This window comes from Pseudomonas sp. CFBP 13727 (assembly GCF_014841915.1).
GTDB classification, from domain to species: domain Bacteria; phylum Pseudomonadota; class Gammaproteobacteria; order Pseudomonadales; family Pseudomonadaceae; genus Aquipseudomonas; species Aquipseudomonas baltica.
In genome coordinates this window covers 84,357-102,419 of sequence record NZ_JACYUT010000002.1, presented here as the reverse complement: position 1 = coordinate 102,419, position 18,063 = coordinate 84,357, and the positions used below count along the sequence as shown (strand labels likewise).

General features: G+C 62.4%; 15 protein-coding genes. 5 read left to right on the top strand and 10 right to left on the bottom strand.

Annotated elements, in window-relative coordinates; all coding sequences use genetic code 11:
• Nucleotides 1-4 precede the first annotated feature (4 nt).
• Together tsf and rpsB are read right to left on the bottom strand one after the other, a co-directional pair.
• Nucleotides 5-877, bottom strand: coding sequence for a translation elongation factor Ts (gene tsf / locus IFT76_RS07915; RefSeq protein WP_122476588.1), 873 nt, complete (start codon nt 875-877; stop codon nt 5-7).
• Between the two features lie 179 nt (nt 878-1,056).
• Nucleotides 1,057-1,797, bottom strand: a complete 741-nt coding sequence (gene rpsB, locus IFT76_RS07910) for a 30S ribosomal protein S2 (protein ID WP_049862289.1) — start codon at nt 1,795-1,797, stop codon at nt 1,057-1,059.
• Between the two features lie 346 nt (nt 1,798-2,143).
• Between rpsB and map the strand changes: the two genes are divergently transcribed.
• From map to IFT76_RS07890, 4 genes are all read left to right on the top strand, one after another.
• Nucleotides 2,144-2,926 carry a type I methionyl aminopeptidase gene (map, locus tag IFT76_RS07905; RefSeq protein WP_122476589.1) on the top strand — a complete coding sequence of 261 codons (783 nt, stop codon included), beginning with the start codon at nt 2,144-2,146 and terminating at the stop codon, nt 2,924-2,926.
• 53 nt (nt 2,927-2,979) lie between these two features.
• On the top strand, nt 2,980-5,682 hold the full coding sequence (locus IFT76_RS07900; RefSeq protein ID WP_192057849.1) for a [protein-PII] uridylyltransferase: 2,703 nt from the start codon (nt 2,980-2,982) through the stop codon (nt 5,680-5,682).
• Nucleotide 5,683: 1 nt separating this feature from the next.
• The gene (dapC, locus tag IFT76_RS07895; RefSeq protein ID WP_192057848.1) at nt 5,684-6,880 is read left to right on the top strand and encodes a succinyldiaminopimelate transaminase; all 1,197 of its coding nucleotides are present in this window, start codon (nt 5,684-5,686) and stop codon (nt 6,878-6,880) included.
• 66 nt (nt 6,881-6,946) lie between these two features.
• The gene (locus IFT76_RS07890) at nt 6,947-7,681 is read left to right on the top strand and encodes a M12 family metallopeptidase (protein ID WP_192057847.1); all 735 of its coding nucleotides are present in this window, start codon (nt 6,947-6,949) and stop codon (nt 7,679-7,681) included.
• Here the strand turns inward: IFT76_RS07890 and IFT76_RS07885 are convergent.
• The 8 genes from IFT76_RS07885 to IFT76_RS07850 form a co-directional block, all read right to left on the bottom strand.
• On the bottom strand, nt 7,678-8,007 hold the full coding sequence (locus IFT76_RS07885; RefSeq protein WP_192057846.1) for a hypothetical protein: 330 nt from the start codon (nt 8,005-8,007) through the stop codon (nt 7,678-7,680). The genes IFT76_RS07890 and IFT76_RS07885 overlap by 4 nt on opposite strands.
• A gap of 107 nt (nt 8,008-8,114) precedes the next feature.
• Entirely contained in the window at nt 8,115-9,254 is a 1,140-nt protein-coding gene (locus tag IFT76_RS07880) for a TIGR03364 family FAD-dependent oxidoreductase (RefSeq protein WP_192057845.1), read from the bottom strand.
• Between the two features lie 13 nt (nt 9,255-9,267).
• Nucleotides 9,268-10,278 carry a putative 2-aminoethylphosphonate ABC transporter substrate-binding protein gene (locus IFT76_RS07875; RefSeq protein ID WP_122476599.1) on the bottom strand — a complete coding sequence of 337 codons (1,011 nt, stop codon included), beginning with the start codon at nt 10,276-10,278 and terminating at the stop codon, nt 9,268-9,270.
• A gap of 55 nt (nt 10,279-10,333) precedes the next feature.
• Nucleotides 10,334-11,161 (bottom strand): phosphonoacetaldehyde hydrolase, encoded by an 828-nt coding sequence (gene phnX, locus IFT76_RS07870; RefSeq protein ID WP_192057844.1) that lies wholly within the window; start codon nt 11,159-11,161, stop codon nt 10,334-10,336.
• Between the two features lie 16 nt (nt 11,162-11,177).
• Complete coding sequence (locus tag IFT76_RS07865) at nt 11,178-12,902, bottom strand: putative 2-aminoethylphosphonate ABC transporter permease subunit (protein WP_192057843.1); 1,725 nt, start codon at nt 12,900-12,902, stop codon at nt 11,178-11,180.
• A 1-nt stretch (nt 12,903) separates the two neighbouring features.
• Entirely contained in the window at nt 12,904-13,980 is a 1,077-nt protein-coding gene (locus tag IFT76_RS07860; protein ID WP_192057842.1) for a putative 2-aminoethylphosphonate ABC transporter ATP-binding protein, read from the bottom strand.
• A 152-nt stretch (nt 13,981-14,132) separates the two neighbouring features.
• Nucleotides 14,133-15,002: a LysR substrate-binding domain-containing protein gene (locus IFT76_RS07855; protein ID WP_192057841.1), complete on the bottom strand. Its 870-nt coding sequence runs from the start codon at nt 15,000-15,002 to the stop codon at nt 14,133-14,135.
• A gap of 131 nt (nt 15,003-15,133) precedes the next feature.
• Nucleotides 15,134-16,780: a Na+/H+ antiporter gene (locus IFT76_RS07850; RefSeq protein ID WP_192057840.1), complete on the bottom strand. Its 1,647-nt coding sequence runs from the start codon at nt 16,778-16,780 to the stop codon at nt 15,134-15,136.
• Between the two features lie 225 nt (nt 16,781-17,005).
• Here IFT76_RS07850 and IFT76_RS07845 point away from each other — a divergent pair, with 225 nt between their 5' ends.
• Nucleotides 17,006-18,016: a GlxA family transcriptional regulator gene (locus IFT76_RS07845; protein WP_192057839.1), complete on the top strand. Its 1,011-nt coding sequence runs from the start codon at nt 17,006-17,008 to the stop codon at nt 18,014-18,016.
• Nucleotides 18,017-18,063: the final 47 nt, after the last annotated feature.

Here is an 18,063-nt window from a genome sequence, read left to right as displayed (position 1 = left end):
CGTCTTATTGCTTGCTGGCAGCGGCCACTTGTGCGGCAACTTCGTCAGCGAAGTTGTCGACAGGCTTCTCGATGCCTTCGCCTACCTTGAAGTAGGTGAACGAAACGATTTCGGCACCGGCTTTCTTGGCCAGGTCACCGACCTTGACTTCAGGGTTCTTGACGAACGCCTGCTCGACCAGGCTGGCTTCGGCAAGGAACTTGCTGATGCGACCGGCAACCATCTTCTCGACGATCTCGGCTGGCTTGCCCTTGATCTTGTCTTCGTTGAGGCTCATGAAGACGCCCTTCTCGCGCTCGATGGCCTCGGCCGAAACTTGCGATGGCAGCAGGAATTCCGGGTTGCTGGCTGCAACGTGCATGGCGATGTCGCGAGCCAGTTCGGCGTTGCCGCCGTTCAGGGCAACGATGACACCGATCTTGTTGCCGTGCAGGTAGGCATCGACAACGTCGCCTTCCACGCGCACCAGGCGGCGGATGTTGACGTTTTCGCCAACCTTGCCGACCAGGGCTTCACGCGCTGGCTCTTGAGCGGCGATCAGCGGAGCGGCGTCGGTCAGCTGGTCGGCGAAAGCCTTTTCCACGCTGGCGGCGACGAAGTTCTTGAAGTCGTCCTGCAGAGCCAGGAAGTCGGTCTGCGAGTTGACTTCCAGGATGACTGCGGACTTGTTGTCGGCAGCAACCTTGACGGCGATGGCGCCTTCGGCAGCAACGTTGCCTGCTTTCTTGGCGGCCTTGATGGCGCCGGAAGCACGCATGTCGTCGATGGCTTTTTCGATGTCGCCGCCGGCCTTGGTCAAGGCCTTTTTGCAATCCATCATGCCTTCGCCGGTACGCTCGCGCAGTTCTTTGACCAACGCTGCAGTAATCTCTGCCATTTCAAATTCCTCTTGGATAGGTGTCTAACCATTCCACCCGTTAACGGGCGCTCAATTCTTGACCTTGCCAGCGGCTCTTTACAATTGGAGCGATGACGATGCCGGCAATGGTTCTCGAGGTGGCAAAAAGGGGGCCTAGCCCCCTTTTTGCGTACCGAGTAAACGCTGGGCGTCTAGACTCAGCCTTCTACCGCTGCGGCAGGTGCGTCCTGAACGTATTCTTCAGTACCGCCAGCCACGTGGTTGCGACCACGGATGACCGCGTCGGCCATCGAACCCATGTACAGCTGGATGGCGCGAATGGCGTCATCGTTGCCTGGGATGATGTAGTCGACGCCTTCAGGGCTGCTGTTGGTGTCGACGACGCCGATGACCGGGATACCCAGCTTGTTGGCTTCGGTGATCGCGATGCGCTCGTGGTCGACGTCGATGACGAACAGTGCGTCAGGCAGGCCGCCCATGTCCTTGATACCACCCAGGCTGCGATCCAGTTTTTCCAGATCACGGGTGCGCATCAGCGCTTCTTTCTTGGTCAGCTTGGTGAACGTGCCATCTTCGGCCTGGGTTTCCAGGTCACGCAGACGCTTGATCGAAGCGCGGATGGTCTTGAAGTTGGTCAGCATGCCGCCCAACCAGCGATGGTCGACGTACGGCGAGCCGCAGCGTGCTGCTTCCTCGGCCACGATCTTGCCGGCGGAACGCTTGGTGCCGACGAACAGGATCTTGTTCTTGCCCTGGGCCAGGCGCTCTACGAAGGTCAGTGCTTCGTTGAACATCGGCAGGGTTTTTTCGAGGTTGATGATGTGGATCTTGTTACGCGCGCCGAAAATGTACTTACCCATTTTCGGATTCCAGTAACGGGTTTGGTGACCGAAGTGCACACCGGCCTTCAGCATATCGCGCATGTTGACTTGGGACATGATAGTTCCTTGATAAGTCGGGTTAAGCCTCCACGTATCCCAATGACCAACCGGCGGCATAACCTCCGGCACCCAGGTCATCGTGTCGACACGTGTGTGGGTTTGGTTGCTTCCAGGGCATCCCCGGAAAGCGGCGCATTTTATACCATAGCCGCCCCGATATAGAAACCTGAAATAGCGTCGATGCACAACGGCTTTTGCGCCGCTGCCTGATTCGCGCGACAATGCACGCCATCACCTCTTATATAGAGGCGCCGCCAGCGCCGCGCGGCAGTCTGCGGCGGCTCTGGTAGAATCGCCTCGATTTCCAGCCTGCGAACGCGCGCAAGCGCTCAGAGAGCCCCGAATGACCGTTACCATCAAGACCCCCGAAGACATCGAGAAGATGCGAATTGCCGGCCGCCTGGCGGCCGATGTGCTGGAGATGATCGCGCCTCACGTCAAGCCCGGTGTCACTACCGAAGAGCTCGACCGCCTGTGCCACGACTACATCGTCAACGAGCAACAGGCCATCCCTGCCCCGCTCAACTACAAGGGTTACCCCAAGTCGATCTGCACCTCGATCAACCATGTGGTCTGCCACGGCATTCCCAACGACAAGCCGCTGAAGAATGGCGACGTGCTGAACATCGACGTCACCGTGATCAAGGACGGCTACCACGGCGACACCAGCCGCATGTTCCACGTCGGCAGCGTGCCGGTGTGGGCCGAGCGCCTGTCGCAGGTGACCCAGGAATGCCTGTACAAGGCCATCGAGCTGGTCAAGCCCGGATGCCGCCTGGGCGACATCGGCGAAGTCATCCAGAAGCACGCCGAGAAGAACGGTTTTTCCGTGGTACGCGAATTCTGCGGCCACGGCATCGGCAAGGTGTTTCACGAAGAACCGCAGGTGCTGCACTACGGGCGTGCCGGCACTGGCATGGAGCTCAAGGAAGGCATGACCTTCACCATCGAGCCGATGATCAACCAGGGCAAGGCCGACACCAAGGTGCTGGGCGATGGCTGGACGGCCATTACCAAGGACCGCAAGCTGTCCGCGCAGTGGGAGCACACCCTGGTGGTGACCGCCAGCGGCTACGAAATCTTCACCTTGCGCAGCGACGACACCATCCCCCGCGTCTCGGCGTGAAGCCACGCGTGCGGGCAACCCGTTCAGGCCACTAATCTCTTCAGGAATACGACATGCCGCAGGTGGATCCGGAGTTGTTCGATCGCGGCCAGTTCCAGGCCGAACTGGCGCTCAAGGCCAGCCCTATCGCAGCCTTCAAGAAGGCGATTCGCCAGGCGCACGATGTGCTCGACGAGCGTTTTCGCAACGGCCGTGACATTCGCCGGCTGATCGAAGACCGTGCCTGGTTCGTCGACAACATTCTGGAGCGCGCGTGGAGCCAGTTCGACTGGGACGAGGATGCCGACATCGCCCTGGTCGCCGTGGGCGGCTATGGCCGCGGCGAGCTGCACCCCTACTCCGACATCGACCTGATGATCCTGCTCGAGAGCGCCGACTACGAGGTGTTCCGCGATTCGATCGAGCGCTTTCTCACGCTGCTGTGGGACATCGGCCTGGAAGTGGGCCAGAGCGTGCGCTCCATAGATGAATGCGCCGAGCAGGCGCGCGCCGACATCACGGTCATCACCAACCTGATGGAAAGCCGCACCATCGCCGGCCCGGAACGGCTGCGCAAGCGCATGCTCGAGGTCACCAGCACCGAGCGGATGTGGCCCAGCCGCGAGTTCTTCCTGGCCAAGCGCGCCGAGCAGAACGCCCGCCACCACAAGTACAACGACACCGAGTACAACCTGGAACCCAACGTCAAGGGCTCGCCCGGTGGCCTGCGCGATATCCAGACCCTGCTGTGGGTGGCGCGCCGCCAGTTCGGCACGCTGAACCTGCACGCGCTGGCCGGGGAAGGCTTTCTGGTAGAGAGCGAGAACAACCTGCTGGCCTCTTCCCAGGAATTCCTCTGGAAGGTGCGCTATGCCCTGCACATGCTTGCCGGGCGTGCGGAAGATCGCCTGCTGTTCGATCACCAACGCTCCATTGCCGGCTTGCTGGGCTACAAGGACAGCGATGCGAAACTGGCCATCGAGCGGTTCATGCAGAAGTACTACCGCGTGGTGATGAGCATCGCCGAACTCAGCGACCTGATCATCCAGCATTTCGAGGAAGTGATTCTCGGCGACCCCGAAGCCGGCTCCACGGTGCCGATCAATTCGCGCTTCCAGCTGCACGATGGCTACATCGAGGCCACCCACACCCAGGTCTTCAAGCGCACACCGTTCGCCATGCTGGAAATCTTCGTGCTGATGGCGCAGAACCCGGAGATCAAGGGCGTGCGCGCGGACACCATCCGCCTGCTGCGCGAGCATCGCCACCTGATCGACGACAGCTTCCGCAACGATATCCGCAACACCAGCCTGTTCATCGAGCTGTTCAAGTGCGAAGTCGGCATTCACCGCAACCTGCGCCGCATGAATCGTTACGGCATCCTGGGCCGCTACCTGCCCGAGTTCGGCGATATCATCGGCCAGATGCAACACGACCTGTTCCACATCTATACAGTGGATGCGCACACGCTCAACCTGATCAAGCACCTGCGCAAGCTGCAGTACACCCAGGTTTCGGAGAAATTCCCGCTGGCCAGCAAGGTCATGGAGCGCCTGCCCAAGCCGGAGCTGATCTACCTCGCCGGGCTGTACCATGACATCGGCAAAGGTCGCAACGGCGACCATTCCGAGCTTGGCGCAGTGGATGCCGCGCGGTTCTGCCAGCGCCACCAGTTGCCCGCCTGGGACAGCCGCCTGATCGTCTGGCTGGTGCAGAACCATCTGGTGATGTCGACCACCGCGCAGCGCAAGGACCTGTCCGACCCGCAGGTCATCCATGACTTCGCCCAGCAGGTGGGCGACGAGGTGCACCTGGACTACCTCTACGTGCTCACCGTGGCCGACATCAACGCGACCAATCCCAGCCTGTGGAACTCCTGGCGTGCCAGCTTGCTGCGCCAGTTGTACACCGAAACCAAGCGCGCCTTGCGTCGCGGCCTGGAGAACCCGCTGGATCGCGAAGAACAGATCCGCCGCACGCAGAGCGCGGCGCTGGAGATACTGGTACGCGGCGGCACCGATCAGGACGACATCGAGCAGCTCTGGTCGCAGCTGGGCGACGACTATTTTCTGCGCCACAACGCCGGCGACGTGGCCTGGCATACCGATGCCATCCTGCAGCAGCCCGCCAATGGCGATCCGCTGGTGCTGATCAAGGAAACCACCCAGCGCGACTTCGAGGGCGGCACGCAGATCTTCATCTACGCGCCCGACCAGCACGATTTCTTCGCGGTGACGGTGGCGGCCATGGACCAGCTCAACCTGAACATCCACGACGCCCGCATCATCACCTCCAGCAGCCAGTTCACGCTCGATACCTACATCGTGCTGGACAACGACGGCGGCTCGATCGGCAACGACCCGCGCCGCATCGCGCAGATTCGCCAGGGCCTCAGCGATGCGCTGCGCAACCCCGATGACTACCCCAACATCATTCATCGCCGCGTGCCGCGTCAGCTCAAGCATTTCGCGTTCCCCCCGCAGGTCACCATCCAGAACGATGCCCAGCGTCCGGTCACCATCCTGGAGCTGAGCGCGCCCGACAGGCCCGGCCTGCTGGCACGCATCGGCAAGATCTTCCTGGAGTTCGACCTGTCGTTGCAGAACGCCAAGGTTTCCACGCTGGGCGAACGCGTGGAAGACGTGTTCTTCATTACCGATGCGAACAATCTGCCCCTGTCCGACCCGCAACTGTGCAGTCGGCTGCAGGCCACCATCATCGACCAACTCAGTGTCAGCCAGGCGCCCGGCGTCGAGCTGTCCCGTTTGAGCATTTGATATGAACCACGCGTTGAACCAGCTGCAGCCCTACCCTTTCGAGAAATTGCGCGCCTTGCTGGCGGGCGTCACGGCCGCTGCGGACAAACGTCCGATCGCCCTGTCCATTGGCGAACCCAAGCACGCCTCGCCAGCCTTCGTGAAGCAGGCACTGGCCGACAACCTCGACCAGATGGCGGTGTACCCGACCACCCAGGGCATTCCAGCACTGCGCGAAGCCATCGCCGCGTGGTGCGAACGACGCTTCCAGGTCCCGGCGGGCTGGCTGGATCCGGCGCGCCACGTATTGCCGGTCAACGGCACCCGCGAAGCGCTGTTTGCCTTCACCCAGACCGTTGCACAGCGTGACGTCGACGGGCTGGTGGTCAGCCCCAACCCGTTCTACCAGATCTACGAAGGCGCCGCCCTGCTCGCCGGTACCACACCGCACTACCTGCCTTGCCTGGACCAGAACGGCTTCAACCCGGATTTCGACGCGGTACCGGCCGAGGTCTGGCAGCGCTGCCAGATCCTGTTCCTGTGCTCGCCCGGCAATCCAACCGGTGCCCTGGTGCCGATGCCGACCTTGAAGAAACTCATCGCCCTGGCCGACGAGCATGACTTCGTGATCGCTGCGGACGAGTGCTACAGCGAGCTGTACTTCGACGAAGACGCGCCACCGCCCGGCCTGCTGACCGCCTGTGCCGAGCTGGGGCGCAGCGATTTCAAGCGGTGCGTGGTGTTCCACAGCCTGTCCAAGCGCTCCAACCTGCCGGGTTTGCGCTCGGGCTTCGTGGCCGGCGACGCCGACATTCTCAAGGCCTTCCTGCTGTACCGCACCTATCACGGCTGTGCGATGCCCGTGCAGACCCAACTGGCCAGCATCGCCGCCTGGGAAGACGAAGCCCACGTACTGGCCAACCGCGACCTGTACCGGGAGAAATTCGATGCCGTGCTGGATATCCTCACGCCGGTAATGGACGTCAAGCGCCCCGACGGCAGCTTCTACCTGTGGGCCAAGGTGCCCATGGACGACGCGCAGTTCTGCCGCGAGCTGTTCGAGCAGGAGCACGTCACCGTGGTGCCCGGCTCCTACCTGTCGCGCGACGTCGATGGGCTCAACCCAGGCGCCGGCCGCGTGCGCATGGCGCTGGTCGCACCACTGAGCGAGTGTGTCGAAGCCGCCCAGCGCATCCGGCGCTTTCTCGAGCGTCGATAACACATAGCTACGCTTTTGCATGGCGTTTGAACGACATCATCGGTGGCTCTTTTCAAGGAGTCATCGATGATGTGCAATCCCCTGTTCTGCAAGACCCTTCCTGAACTGGATGTCGAGGCATCACGCCGCGTCGCCATGGCCGAACGCCCGACCAATGCGCTGAGTGCCTCGGCGAACGGACGCTCAAAGCGCGCCCTGGGCCAGTTCTCGAAATTCTGGGCGCCCGGCCGCACGCTGACCATTGGTTTCTTCAACGACACCCCTATTGCGCACAAGGCGGCCATCGAGAAAGTGGCGCGGCAGTGGCTGCGGTCGGCCAACCTGAAATTCGATTTCGTCGACGGCATGCTTGCCGATATCCGTATCTATACCGACGGCGACGACAACTACAGTCAGGTCGGCACCGATGCGCTGCTGGCCAGCCCAATGGATGCAACCATGGCCCTGGGCGTCAAACCGGACGATCCGTTGTTCGGGCGTACCGTGTTGCACGAGTTCGGCCACGTGCTGGGGCTGCTGCACGAGCATCAGCACCCCAAGGCAAACATCCCATGGGACATCCCCAAGCTGTATGCGTACTTCGCCGCCAAGGGCGTTGATCAACAGACCGTCGACATCAACCTGCTGGACAAGACCGACAAGGCGCTGGCCAAGGGCACGGCCTATGATCGCGCGTCGATCATGCATTACTCGGTGCTGCAGGAGCAGACGGTGGGCGACTGGGAAGTGGGGATCAACCATACCTTGAGCCGCCGCGACCGGATATTCGCTCGGCGCATCTACCCCAAGGTCATGGCCTAGCGTGCGTGGCCGAGGCTGGCTTGGTTGATGTCGAACTCGGCCAGCGCCTCATTCATGGCCGCACTGTCCATCAGCCGATGTCGACGCACTACCGGGCGCACCGTATAACGCGGTAGATGCGCGAACTCCTCTTGCGCCCACGCCTGCTGGTGGCCGGTGCGCTGGAAATCGGGCCACTCGCCAATCACCAGAAAAACCACCTGCGGTACCAGCGCGATAGCCAGCACGGTATTGAAGTCAACCAGGCCCAGCCCGCCCAGCGCCGAGCCAACGACCACGGGTACAGCGCTACCAACGGCAGTCCACAGTTTGGATAATCGGCGCATGGGATGTGACCTCGCATGAGTTACTGTATGCATATACAGTACACAGAACCGGCCGGGTGTTCAATCCCTGAAAGCGCATCGACAACCTGTCCAACGGCTGCATCAGATCAGGCGAACGCCCCAAACATGTCCGCCACCGCCTGCTCGCCCAGGGCCGGTCCGACGCTCATGCCCACTCCGCTGTGCATCAGCGTCGCACTCAAGCCTGGCGCGATGTTCAAGCGGGAAAACGGCTGGGGCCCCTTGGCACCATAGACACCTTGCCAGCGCTCCATTACCTGAATGTTGCAGCCCAGGGTGTCCTGTGCCAGCTCCAGCATCCACTGGTCGACCTGCTCGGCATTGAACGGCGAAGCGTCCACACCGTATTCATGGGAATCGCCGATGATCAGGTCACCGTAGGGTGTCGGACTGATCAGCAAGTGAATGCCGTGCGTTTCGAGGTGCGGACTGTCGCGCTCGATTTCGTGGCGGATGGCAGCCGCTTCGGGCAGATCGGCGAAAGCCCCGTAGTGAACGCAACTCAAACCGGTAAGTACCGAGTGCTGCAGGTTCAGGTTCGACACAGGGCGAGCGCGGAGCATCTGTAGACGGCACACCTGGGGCTTCAGCGCAGCCATGGCTTCGGCGAGCAGCGTCAGGTAATCGTGACCGGAGCACACCACGACCTGCTGGCCGCGAAAGGGGCCAGCAGTGCTCTGCAGCTTTCCGGGCTCGACGCCATTGACCAACGTCGAGAAGTGAAACTCCACGCCCAGCTCGCGCTGCAGATAGTCAACCAGCTTGGGTATGGCTTCGCGCGAATACAGTTGCTGGTCGTCGATGCCGTGCAAGGCCGCTCGGTGGTGGCTGAATCGGCCGCCGTACAAGTCGTCCAGCGGCTTGCCGCGCAACAGCTCGATCCGGTAGCCGTGCTCCGTGGCGCGTCCTGTACTGAAGGCGGCCAACAGGTTCTCCTCAGCTTCGGTACGGGCGAACAACAGCGAGCCGTTACGCTTGAGCTCGAAGCCCGCTCGAGCGCTCCAGTTCGCCCAGATACCGCGGCTGGCTTTGGCCAGGTCGAGCATGATGCCCGGTGGCTGACCGGTCACCAGGGCTTGACCGAAGTTGCGCACCGACGCGCCGATCGGACTCGCCGAACGCTCGAACACCCGCACTTTCAAGCCACGCCTGGCCGCCGCATAGGCGTGGGAAAGCCCGAGAATACCCGCACCCACCACCAGCAAATCACTTTCATACCGATTCATTTCAACCCACTCCCTACGGCTTGGCCGATTTGCCGTCATAGCGTTTGCGCCATTCGGCCAGAATGTTGTCGCGCTCTTTCGAGGCCCAGGCGAAGTCATTCTTGATCAGGCGCTGCTCGTAGTCGGCAGGCAGCTCGGTGGGAGGCTTGGCCAAGCCTTCCTGGGCCAGCACCGCGAAGTTTTGCTTGTACAGTTCCATGCCCGCCGCGCTGGCGGAGAAATCAGCCAGGCGCTTGGCGGCCTCGGGATGGGCGGTGCCTTTGATCACGGCAGTGGCCTCGATCTCCCAGCCAAGGCCTTCCTTTGGCAGGATGATGTCCAGTGGCGCACCCTGACGTTTGAGCTGTACCGCCGGGTATTCGAATGAAATGCCGATAGGGAACTCACCGGCTGCGGCCATCTTGCAGGGCTTCGAACCGGAGTGGACGTACTGCCCGATGTTCTGGTGCAACGCGTCCATGTAGGTCCAGCCTTGTGCCTCGCCAAAGGTTTGCAGCCAGGCGCTGACGTCCAGGAAGCCCGTACCGGACGAGGCTGGGTTTGGCATCACGATCTTGCCGCGATAGACCGGGTTGGTCAGATCTTGCCAGCTCACGGGGCGCGGCAGGTTCTGCTTCTCGGCTTCGATGGTGTTGAAGCAGATGGTGGCGGCCCAGACATCCATGCCAACCCAAGCCGGCGGATTGGCCGGGTCGCGGTACTTGGCGCCGATCTTGGGCAGATCCTTGGGGGCATAGGCTTCGAGCATGCCTTGCTGATCGAGGATTGCCAGGCTCGAGGCGGCCAGACCCCACACTGCGTCGGCTTGCGGGCGAGCTTTTTCGGCCAGCAGTTTGGCCGTGATGATGCCGGTCGAATCCCTCACCCATTTGATGTCGATATCCGGGTTGGCTTTCTCGAACGCTTTTTCATAGGTCTGCAGCTGCTCGGCTTCCAGTGCGGTGTACACAGTGAGCTCGGTGGCGGCACTGGCGTGAAGGCTGAAGCCTGCGAACACTGCAGCGAAGGCAAGGGGCTTGAACATGGTTTGATCCTGAGTGAAGTGGACAAGGCGGTATCGGTTGGCCGAACAGGTTCTATCAATGGCTGCCGGGGGTTTCACCACGAGCCATGCGTGCGTTGATCCGATCGATGATCGCTGGCAGATCGGCAATGGTGTCGGCCAGGTAATCGGGCCGTACCGGGGCGAACAGGCCATCGATGCGCAGCCTGTGCCGATCGAGCTCGGAGGGCGTGAGCGCCTGGAAGGCCGGGTGGTCCAGGCCGAGAAAATTGCCGGAAAAGCGCAGCCCGACCGTCCACATCCCTGCGCTGCGGCCTTCGAGAATGCCCGGCAAGGTGTCGTCGACCTTCACGCAGGCAGCGACGTCACCGATGGTCAGGGCGATGACGTTGGCCAACGCCTGGGCGGGGCCGGGGCGGCCGGTTGGCAGATCGTCGGCAGCCACCACATGATCGGGCTGATAGCCCGCCACTGCGGCCAGTGCCACGACGTGGTCCATGACCTGCCGAGGGTATCCGGAGGTGGTGCCGATCTTGAGCCCGGCTTGACGCATGTGCGCGATGGCCGGCAGCGCACCGGGGATGAGCGCGCTGTGCTTGCCGACATTGGCAATCTGCAGCGGCATGAAGCGCTCGTAGATGGCCGTCACGTCCGCGTCGCTCGGTGGCCTGGCAAAACGCTGCTCGAAGCGCGCCGCGATCTGCGGCTGGTCGCACAGGCTGCGAATGTGGTCCCACTTGCCCATGCCCATGGGGCCACGAGCCTCATCCAGGCTCAGTTCGATATCGAACGTGGCGAAGGCTTCCACAAAAATTCGGGTGGGCGCGAAAGAGCCGAAATCGACGACGGTGCCGGCCCAGTCGAGAATGGCCGCTTGCAGTTGGGCAGGGGCTTGATAGTGCATGGTGTTCTCCGAAAAATCAGCAGGTAGGCGTGCTCTGGCGCCAGGCTTGTGAACGTCGCAGCAAGCCGCGTGAAACCCAGGCGAGCAAAAGGGAAACGGCTGCCGAGGTGAACAGGATCAGTGTCGACATGGCGGCGGCCCCGCCGACATTGCCCGCGTCGTCCATGTTCAGTACGGCCACCGCCGCGAGGATGCTGTCTGGCGAGTACAAAAAGATGGCAGCGGAAACGGTGGTCATTGCCGAGACGAACAAGTAGCGAATGATGTCCAGCAGCGCGGGCAGGCAAATCGGCAATGTGACGCGCAGGTAGTGCCGATACAGGGGAGCCTTGAGCGATCGCGCGGCCGCCTCGAATTCGCTGTCCAATTGGCGCAGAGCGGTAGTTGCCGTCATGTGCGCGGTGGTCAGGTAATGAGCGATGGTGCAGATCACCAGCAGCGCCATGCTTCCATAGAGGCTGTGCAATGGGTTGTCAGGCAGGTTGAAAAAGAAGACGTAGCCCAGGCCTAGCACCAGGCCCGGCACGGCCATGGGTATGAAGGTGAGTATGCGCAGGGCCAGGTTGAGGGCGGGTTGCCCATGGGTTTTCTCCATCAGATAGGCCCCGGTGAAGATCAGCGCGCTCCCCACAACCGCGCTGCAGCTCGCCAGTACCAGGCTGTTGCGATAGGCCAGCCATCCCCCGCCTGCGGTTTCACTGAACAGGTAGTGCTTGAACGACAACGAAAGGTTGTAGGGCCAGAACTTCACCAGGGAAGAAAACACCGCCATGCCCAGCACCGCCAGCAGGCAGCCGCAGATGAGCACCACGATCAACAGGTAGCAACCGTCCCGCCCTCGCGAGGGCTGGGGCGTGAGTACCTGCGCCCGGCCACTCATGGACGAACGTTGGCGGCGGCGCAACCAGGCATCCATCGAAAAGCTGATCAGTGCGGGCACCAGGAGCACCATGCCGATCAGCGCCCCACGGCCGAACTGTTGCTGACCGACCACTGCCTTGTAGGCTTCGATGGCCAGGACCTGATAGTCACCGCCGACGATCACGGGCACGCCGAAGTCAGTGATGGTCAGGGTGAACACCAGGCAGAACGCGGCGAACACGGCTTGTCGCGTCGCGGGCCAGGTGATGCTGTGGAATGACCGCCAGGTGCTGGCGCCCATGCTCGAGGCCGCGTCGAACAGGCGTGCATCGCTCATCGAGAGCGCTGAGAGCAGAATCATCAGGGCGTGGGGAAACGTGTAGATCACCTCGCCGATGACGATGCCCCAGAACCCGTAGATGTTGTCGGTGAACAGGCCGCGCAGCAGCCCCTGGTTACCGAAAAGGTAGATCAGCGCGATGGCGGGCAGCATCGATGGCGCCAGCAGTGGCAGCAGGGATATTCCGCGCCACAGGCCCTTGGCAGGAATCAGGGTGCGTTGCAGCGCGTAGGCAAACAGGTAGGCCAGGGGGACGACGATGAGCGCAACGCTGACCGAAACGCGCAGGCTGTTACCCAGCAACCAGTGAAAGTTGTCGCTGCCCAGCAGCTCCCGCGCTGCGATCAGCCCACCGCCCTGCCCTGCATCGTCGCTGAAACCGCGCCAGAAGATCGCCAGCAACGGCAACAGCAGCGCCATCACCAGGAGCAGCAAGAACAGCACTTTGCCACCGACGACGAATACCTGGTCGTCCCGGTCGGCGCGCTGAGCCCGGCGTGCATGACCTTTGCCGCTCACTGATAGCTTGGCGGTAAGCATCTCAGGCAAACACCTGCAAGCTGTGTGGCGGCAAGGCCACCTGGATATGCCGTGTGCCCGAAGGGGGCAGCTGACGCGCGCTGATTTCGGCGGTCAGCGATTGGCCCGGCAGTTCGTCGAATTCGAAGCTCATTCGGCACCGGTTGCCGAGAAAGGTCACGTCCTGCATCTGCGCCGCGAACAGGTTTTCCTCCGAGTGCCGAGGGTTCACGCAGATCGACTCGGGACGGCAGAACAGGCGCCCGACGCAGCGGGGCGCGACGGCATCGGCCAGTCGCAACTGAAGTGGGCCCACTTGTGCATGACCATTGCCATTGCCTTCGAAAGCCAACCAGTTGCCCTGCCCCACGAAGTTGGCCACAAACGGCGTCTCGGGACTTTCATAGATCGATTGCGGGCTGGCGTATTGCTCGATGCGCCCCTGGTTCATCACCGCAATCCGATCGGCCATCAGCATGGCTTCTTCCTGATTATGCGTAACCATCAAGGTGGTAATGCCAAGCCGCTGCTGCAGCGTGCGCAGCTCGGTGCACAGGTGTTCGCGCACCTGGGCGTCGAGCGCAGACATCGGTTCGTCCAGCAACAGCAAGGACGGCGCGGGAGCCAGCGCACGGGCCAGGGCGACGCGCTGTTGCTGACCACCGGAGAGCTGGCCCGGATACTTTTTCTCGCTGCCGGTCAGCCCTACCAGCTCGAGCATGGCAGCGACCCGCTGACGAACGATATCGCGCGCGCTGCCGGCGAGGCCGTAGCCGATGTTTTGCTCGACGGTGAGATTGGGGAACAACGCGTACGACTGGAACACGATGCCATAGTCCCTGGCCTGGGGCGGCAGGTTGGAGACATCCCTGGACCCCATGTAGATGGCCCCGCGATTCTGCTGTTCCAGCCCTGCGATGCATCGCAACAACGTGGTCTTGCCGCACCCCGACGGGCCGAGCAGGCACACCAGTTCGCCCGGCGAGATCTCCAGGGATACGTCGTCCAGCGCCTTGAACGCGCCGAAGTTCTTGCGCAGACCGGCGATCCGTATCGTCACGCCTGGAGAGGCTTCATCAGTAGGGCTGGAACGCAGCATGGGGCACCTCATCAAGTGGAGCACGCGCCGCCTGTGGAGTGCGGCATGCGTGTCGATGAGGCAATGCTAGGGCGTTATTGCGACGACGATGTGGCAGATAGCCAAAAGCTGGCGATAGTCCTATTGGTGAATTTGCCCAGTCTTCAGGACGGCTACAGCTGACGCGCGATGCTGTCGCGAGCGACGTCGAGAAAAGCCGCTGGCAAACGGGCCTGCCTGCGGTCCTTGAGGCAATACAGATACTCGGCGATCTGCGGCGCGCCTTCTATCGCAATGATCCGCAGATCCGGGTTGACGGGCACTTCCTGGCGAGCGATCAGGCTCACGCCGATATTGCGCAGAACGGCTTCGCGGATGGATTCCCGGCTGCCGATTTCCAGCTCGATGCCTGGGCGAACCTGATGGGTGTTCAAAAACTGCTCGGTCAAGGTTCTGGTGGTCGAGCCATGTTCGCGCATCAACAGGCATTGGCCCGCCAACGCACTGGGCGGTACACACTCTTGCACGGCCAGCGGGTGCTGCTTGTGAACGGCCAGTACCAAAGGATCGGTGCCCAGCACCAGGTGCATCAAGCGAGGGTCGTCGAGCCATTGCGAGGAGGCCGCCAGGTCGACCCGGTAGTCTTCGAGCGCCTCGAGTACATCCTGGGAGTTGCCGATCTGCACCGACACATCGATGTGTGGCAGCCGCTCGCGAAATGACTTGATGAGATCGAGGATATAGTAAGGCGCCGTCGCTCCGATCCTCAGTGCGCCAAGGGCCTGGCCGCAGTTTCGCAAATGAAACTCGATATCTGCCTCATGCTGCAACAGCGCCTTGACCTTGGGCAACAGTCGGGCGCCCTCGTCGCTGACAGTCAAACGACGCCCTCCCCGATAGAACAATTCCACGGCGTAGCGGCTCTCCAGTTGCCGAATCTGCGTGGTGACCGTCGGCTGGCTCAAGCCAAGCTTCTTGGCGGCCTGGGTGACGCTGCCCAAAAGCGCGACGGTGTAGAAAGCCTTGAGTTCTGCACTGAGCATGGTCGGGCGGGTTCCTTGCAATACAGCGAGATTGTATTGTCCGCTGGGTGACATGGCGCCGGGTTCTGTCGATGGCCAGGCCCGGGCTTCGAGGTTACACCGCAGCAGTGGCTCGACTCTGCGGCCAACGCTCAGCGTCCACGGCCCAGATTCGCCTCGTTCATGTCCAGTTCGGCCAGCACTTCACGCACGACGTCGTCGCCGATCTTGCGTTGCCGACGCATTTCATACAACGCCAGGCGTTGCGCACGCAGGGCCTTGATGCGCAGGTGGCGTTCCAGTTGGTCCATCTGCCGGGCCAGCGCCTGGGCTTCGGCGGAGTCTTCGAACACCGCCAACTGCTGCCGGTACTCGGACATGATGCGCGCCTTGAGTTCGGTTGCCAGTGCGGCCTGGCTGGCGTCCTGTTCGGTGGCCTTCTGCGCCTGGTCTTCCTCTTCCAGCGAACGGATGGCCGATTCGGCGGTGTAGCGCCAGGCATCGCGCACTTCCTGGCGCGCACTCTGGTCATCGCTGGCGGCGACTCCGCGCAACAACAGCGGCAAAGCGATGCAGGCCACCACCAGCGAGAGCAGGATGACACCGGCGGCGATGAAGATCAGCAGGTCACGCTGGGGAAAGGTCTGGCCGGGCGACATCAGCAAGGGCACCGACATGACACCGGCCAAGGTCACCGCACCACGCACGCCGCCCAGGGTCAGCAAGGCGCAGGAGCGTGCGTCGGGCAGGCGGGTGATGGTGGTCTTGCCGCGCAGGCGGCGTACCCACGATATCGCCCGCCAGGTGCTCTGGACCCAGACGAAGCGCAGCAACAACAGGATGCCGAAGATTGCCAGCACTTCCAGGCAGCGCCACGACAAGGCTGGCCACAGGGTGGGCTCGTGGCTGATCACCGCCTTGACGATGTCTGGCAACTGCAGACCCAGCAGCAAGAAGATCAGACCGTTGAAGGCGAACTCCAGCAAGGCCCAGACGCTGCGGTTGAGGATGCGCGTGCGGGTCTGGCGGGGCAGCAAGTCGAGCCAGCTCTGCATCATGCCGGCGGCCACTGCGCTGAGGATACCCGAAGCTCCCAGGCGCTCGGCCAGCACATAGGCGGCGAACGGCAGCAGCAGCATGAACACCACGTGCGTGGCTGGATCGTCCCAGCCACGGGCGATCATCCACACGCGCAGGCGCCCTACCACCCAGCTGAGCAGCACGCCCAATGCCAGGCCGCCGACCGCGACCAGAACGAACGTCACGCTGGCATCGGCCAGGGAGAACACCCCGGTGATCGCCGCGGCCAGGGCGAACTTGAAGGTCACCAGGCCCGATGCATCGTTCATCAATGCCTCGCCTTGCAGGATACGCATCAGGGGCGTCGGCAAACGGTCCTGGGCGATCGCCGATACTGCCACCGCATCGGTGGGTGACAGCACGGCGGCCAGGGCGAAGGCCACCGGCAGGGGGATATCGGGCAGCAGCCAATGAATGAAATACCCCGCGCCCAGCACTGTGAACAGCACCAGCCCCACGGCCAGCATCAGCACGGGGCCGCGGTAATGCCACAGGTCACGCTTGGGGATGCGCCAACCATCGGAGAACAGCAGCGGCGGCAGGAACAGAAACAGGAACAGCTCGGGCTCCAGCGCCACGTGCAGGCCCAGGGTCGGCCAGGCGAGAATCGCCCCGGCTGCAATCTGCAAAAGTGGCAATGGCAAGGGAATGACGCGGGCGACCAACCGCAAAACGCCGACCAGCATGAGCAGGATCAGCACGGTGTAGGCGGTTTGCATGGGGCAGGATTTCCTTTGAATCGACAGACAATGGCCATGGTACCGGCTTACGCACGGTTGGCGCATGACATGACACAACGCGACTTGTCGGTAGAGCGGGTCGGCAACGTCAGTCGAGTGGCCCGGCGCTGATAACCCTGGATCATCCTAAGCCCGGCGAAAATGTAGATTCTTGCGCCATGGGCTTGCCCGTAGACTGGATACACCCGTCAGGATCAAGCAGCCATGTTGCCAGACACCGTACACTCATCGACGGCAACGTTTCCCGATCCGCACGCCCCAGTGCTGCAATGGGCGAATCACAAGGTCTGCGTGATTGGCTTTCTGTTGCTCGATGGCTTCTCCCTGCCCTGCTTCACCCAGGCACTGGCAGTTCTGTCGACCGCCAACATGATCAGGCCGGGCGCGGTGAAAACGCGGACGTTCTCGGGCAACGGCACCGAGGTGGTCAGCGACCTGGGCATACCGATCCGACCGGACACACCCCTTACCGACGTGCGAATGGCGGAACTGGATGTGTTGATCGTGTGTGGCGGTCTGCGCACCACCCGAGTCGCTCCACCCTGGCTGACGGTGTTGTTGAAGAAACTGGCGAGGACGCCGGTGGCGCTCGGCGGGCTCTGGAACGGCGCCTGGTACCTGGGAAAAGCCGGCCTGCTGGATGGGTATCGCTGTGCCATTCACCCAGAGCAACGCACTGCGCTGTCCGAACGCTCGCCTTACGCCAGCGTGACTACGGAGGTGGCCGTCATCGATCGTGACAGGCTCACGGCCGCCACGCCCACTGGCGCCTATCACGTCATGGTGAACTGGCTCAAGAAACAGTGCGGGCAGGCATTGGCCGAGGCGATCGCCGACCTGCTCAACTACGACCAGCCCCGCTCACGCAAGGTGGATCTGGGTCGGCAGCAGCCTCTGAGCCGGCCGCTGCGCGAGATCATCCAGTTGATGCAGACGAACCTGGAAGAATCGTTGGATCCGGAACAACTGGCCGCTTGTGTCCACCTGTCCAGGCGACAGGTGCAGCGCCTGTTCCGCGAGCAACTGTCCACCACACCGCAGCGCTACTACTTGCGCCTGCGCATCACCGAAGCACGCCGGCTCATTCAGAACTCAAGCATGCCGATCACCGAAGTGGCGATCGCGTGCGGCTTCGTTTCCGGCCCTCACTTCAGCAAGTGCTATCGAAGCTTCTTCGGCTACCCGCCTTCCAGGGAACAGCGCTATGAAGTGTGACGCCGTCTGTAGCCTGCCCCGGTGCGGGCTACCCCCGACCCTGGGAT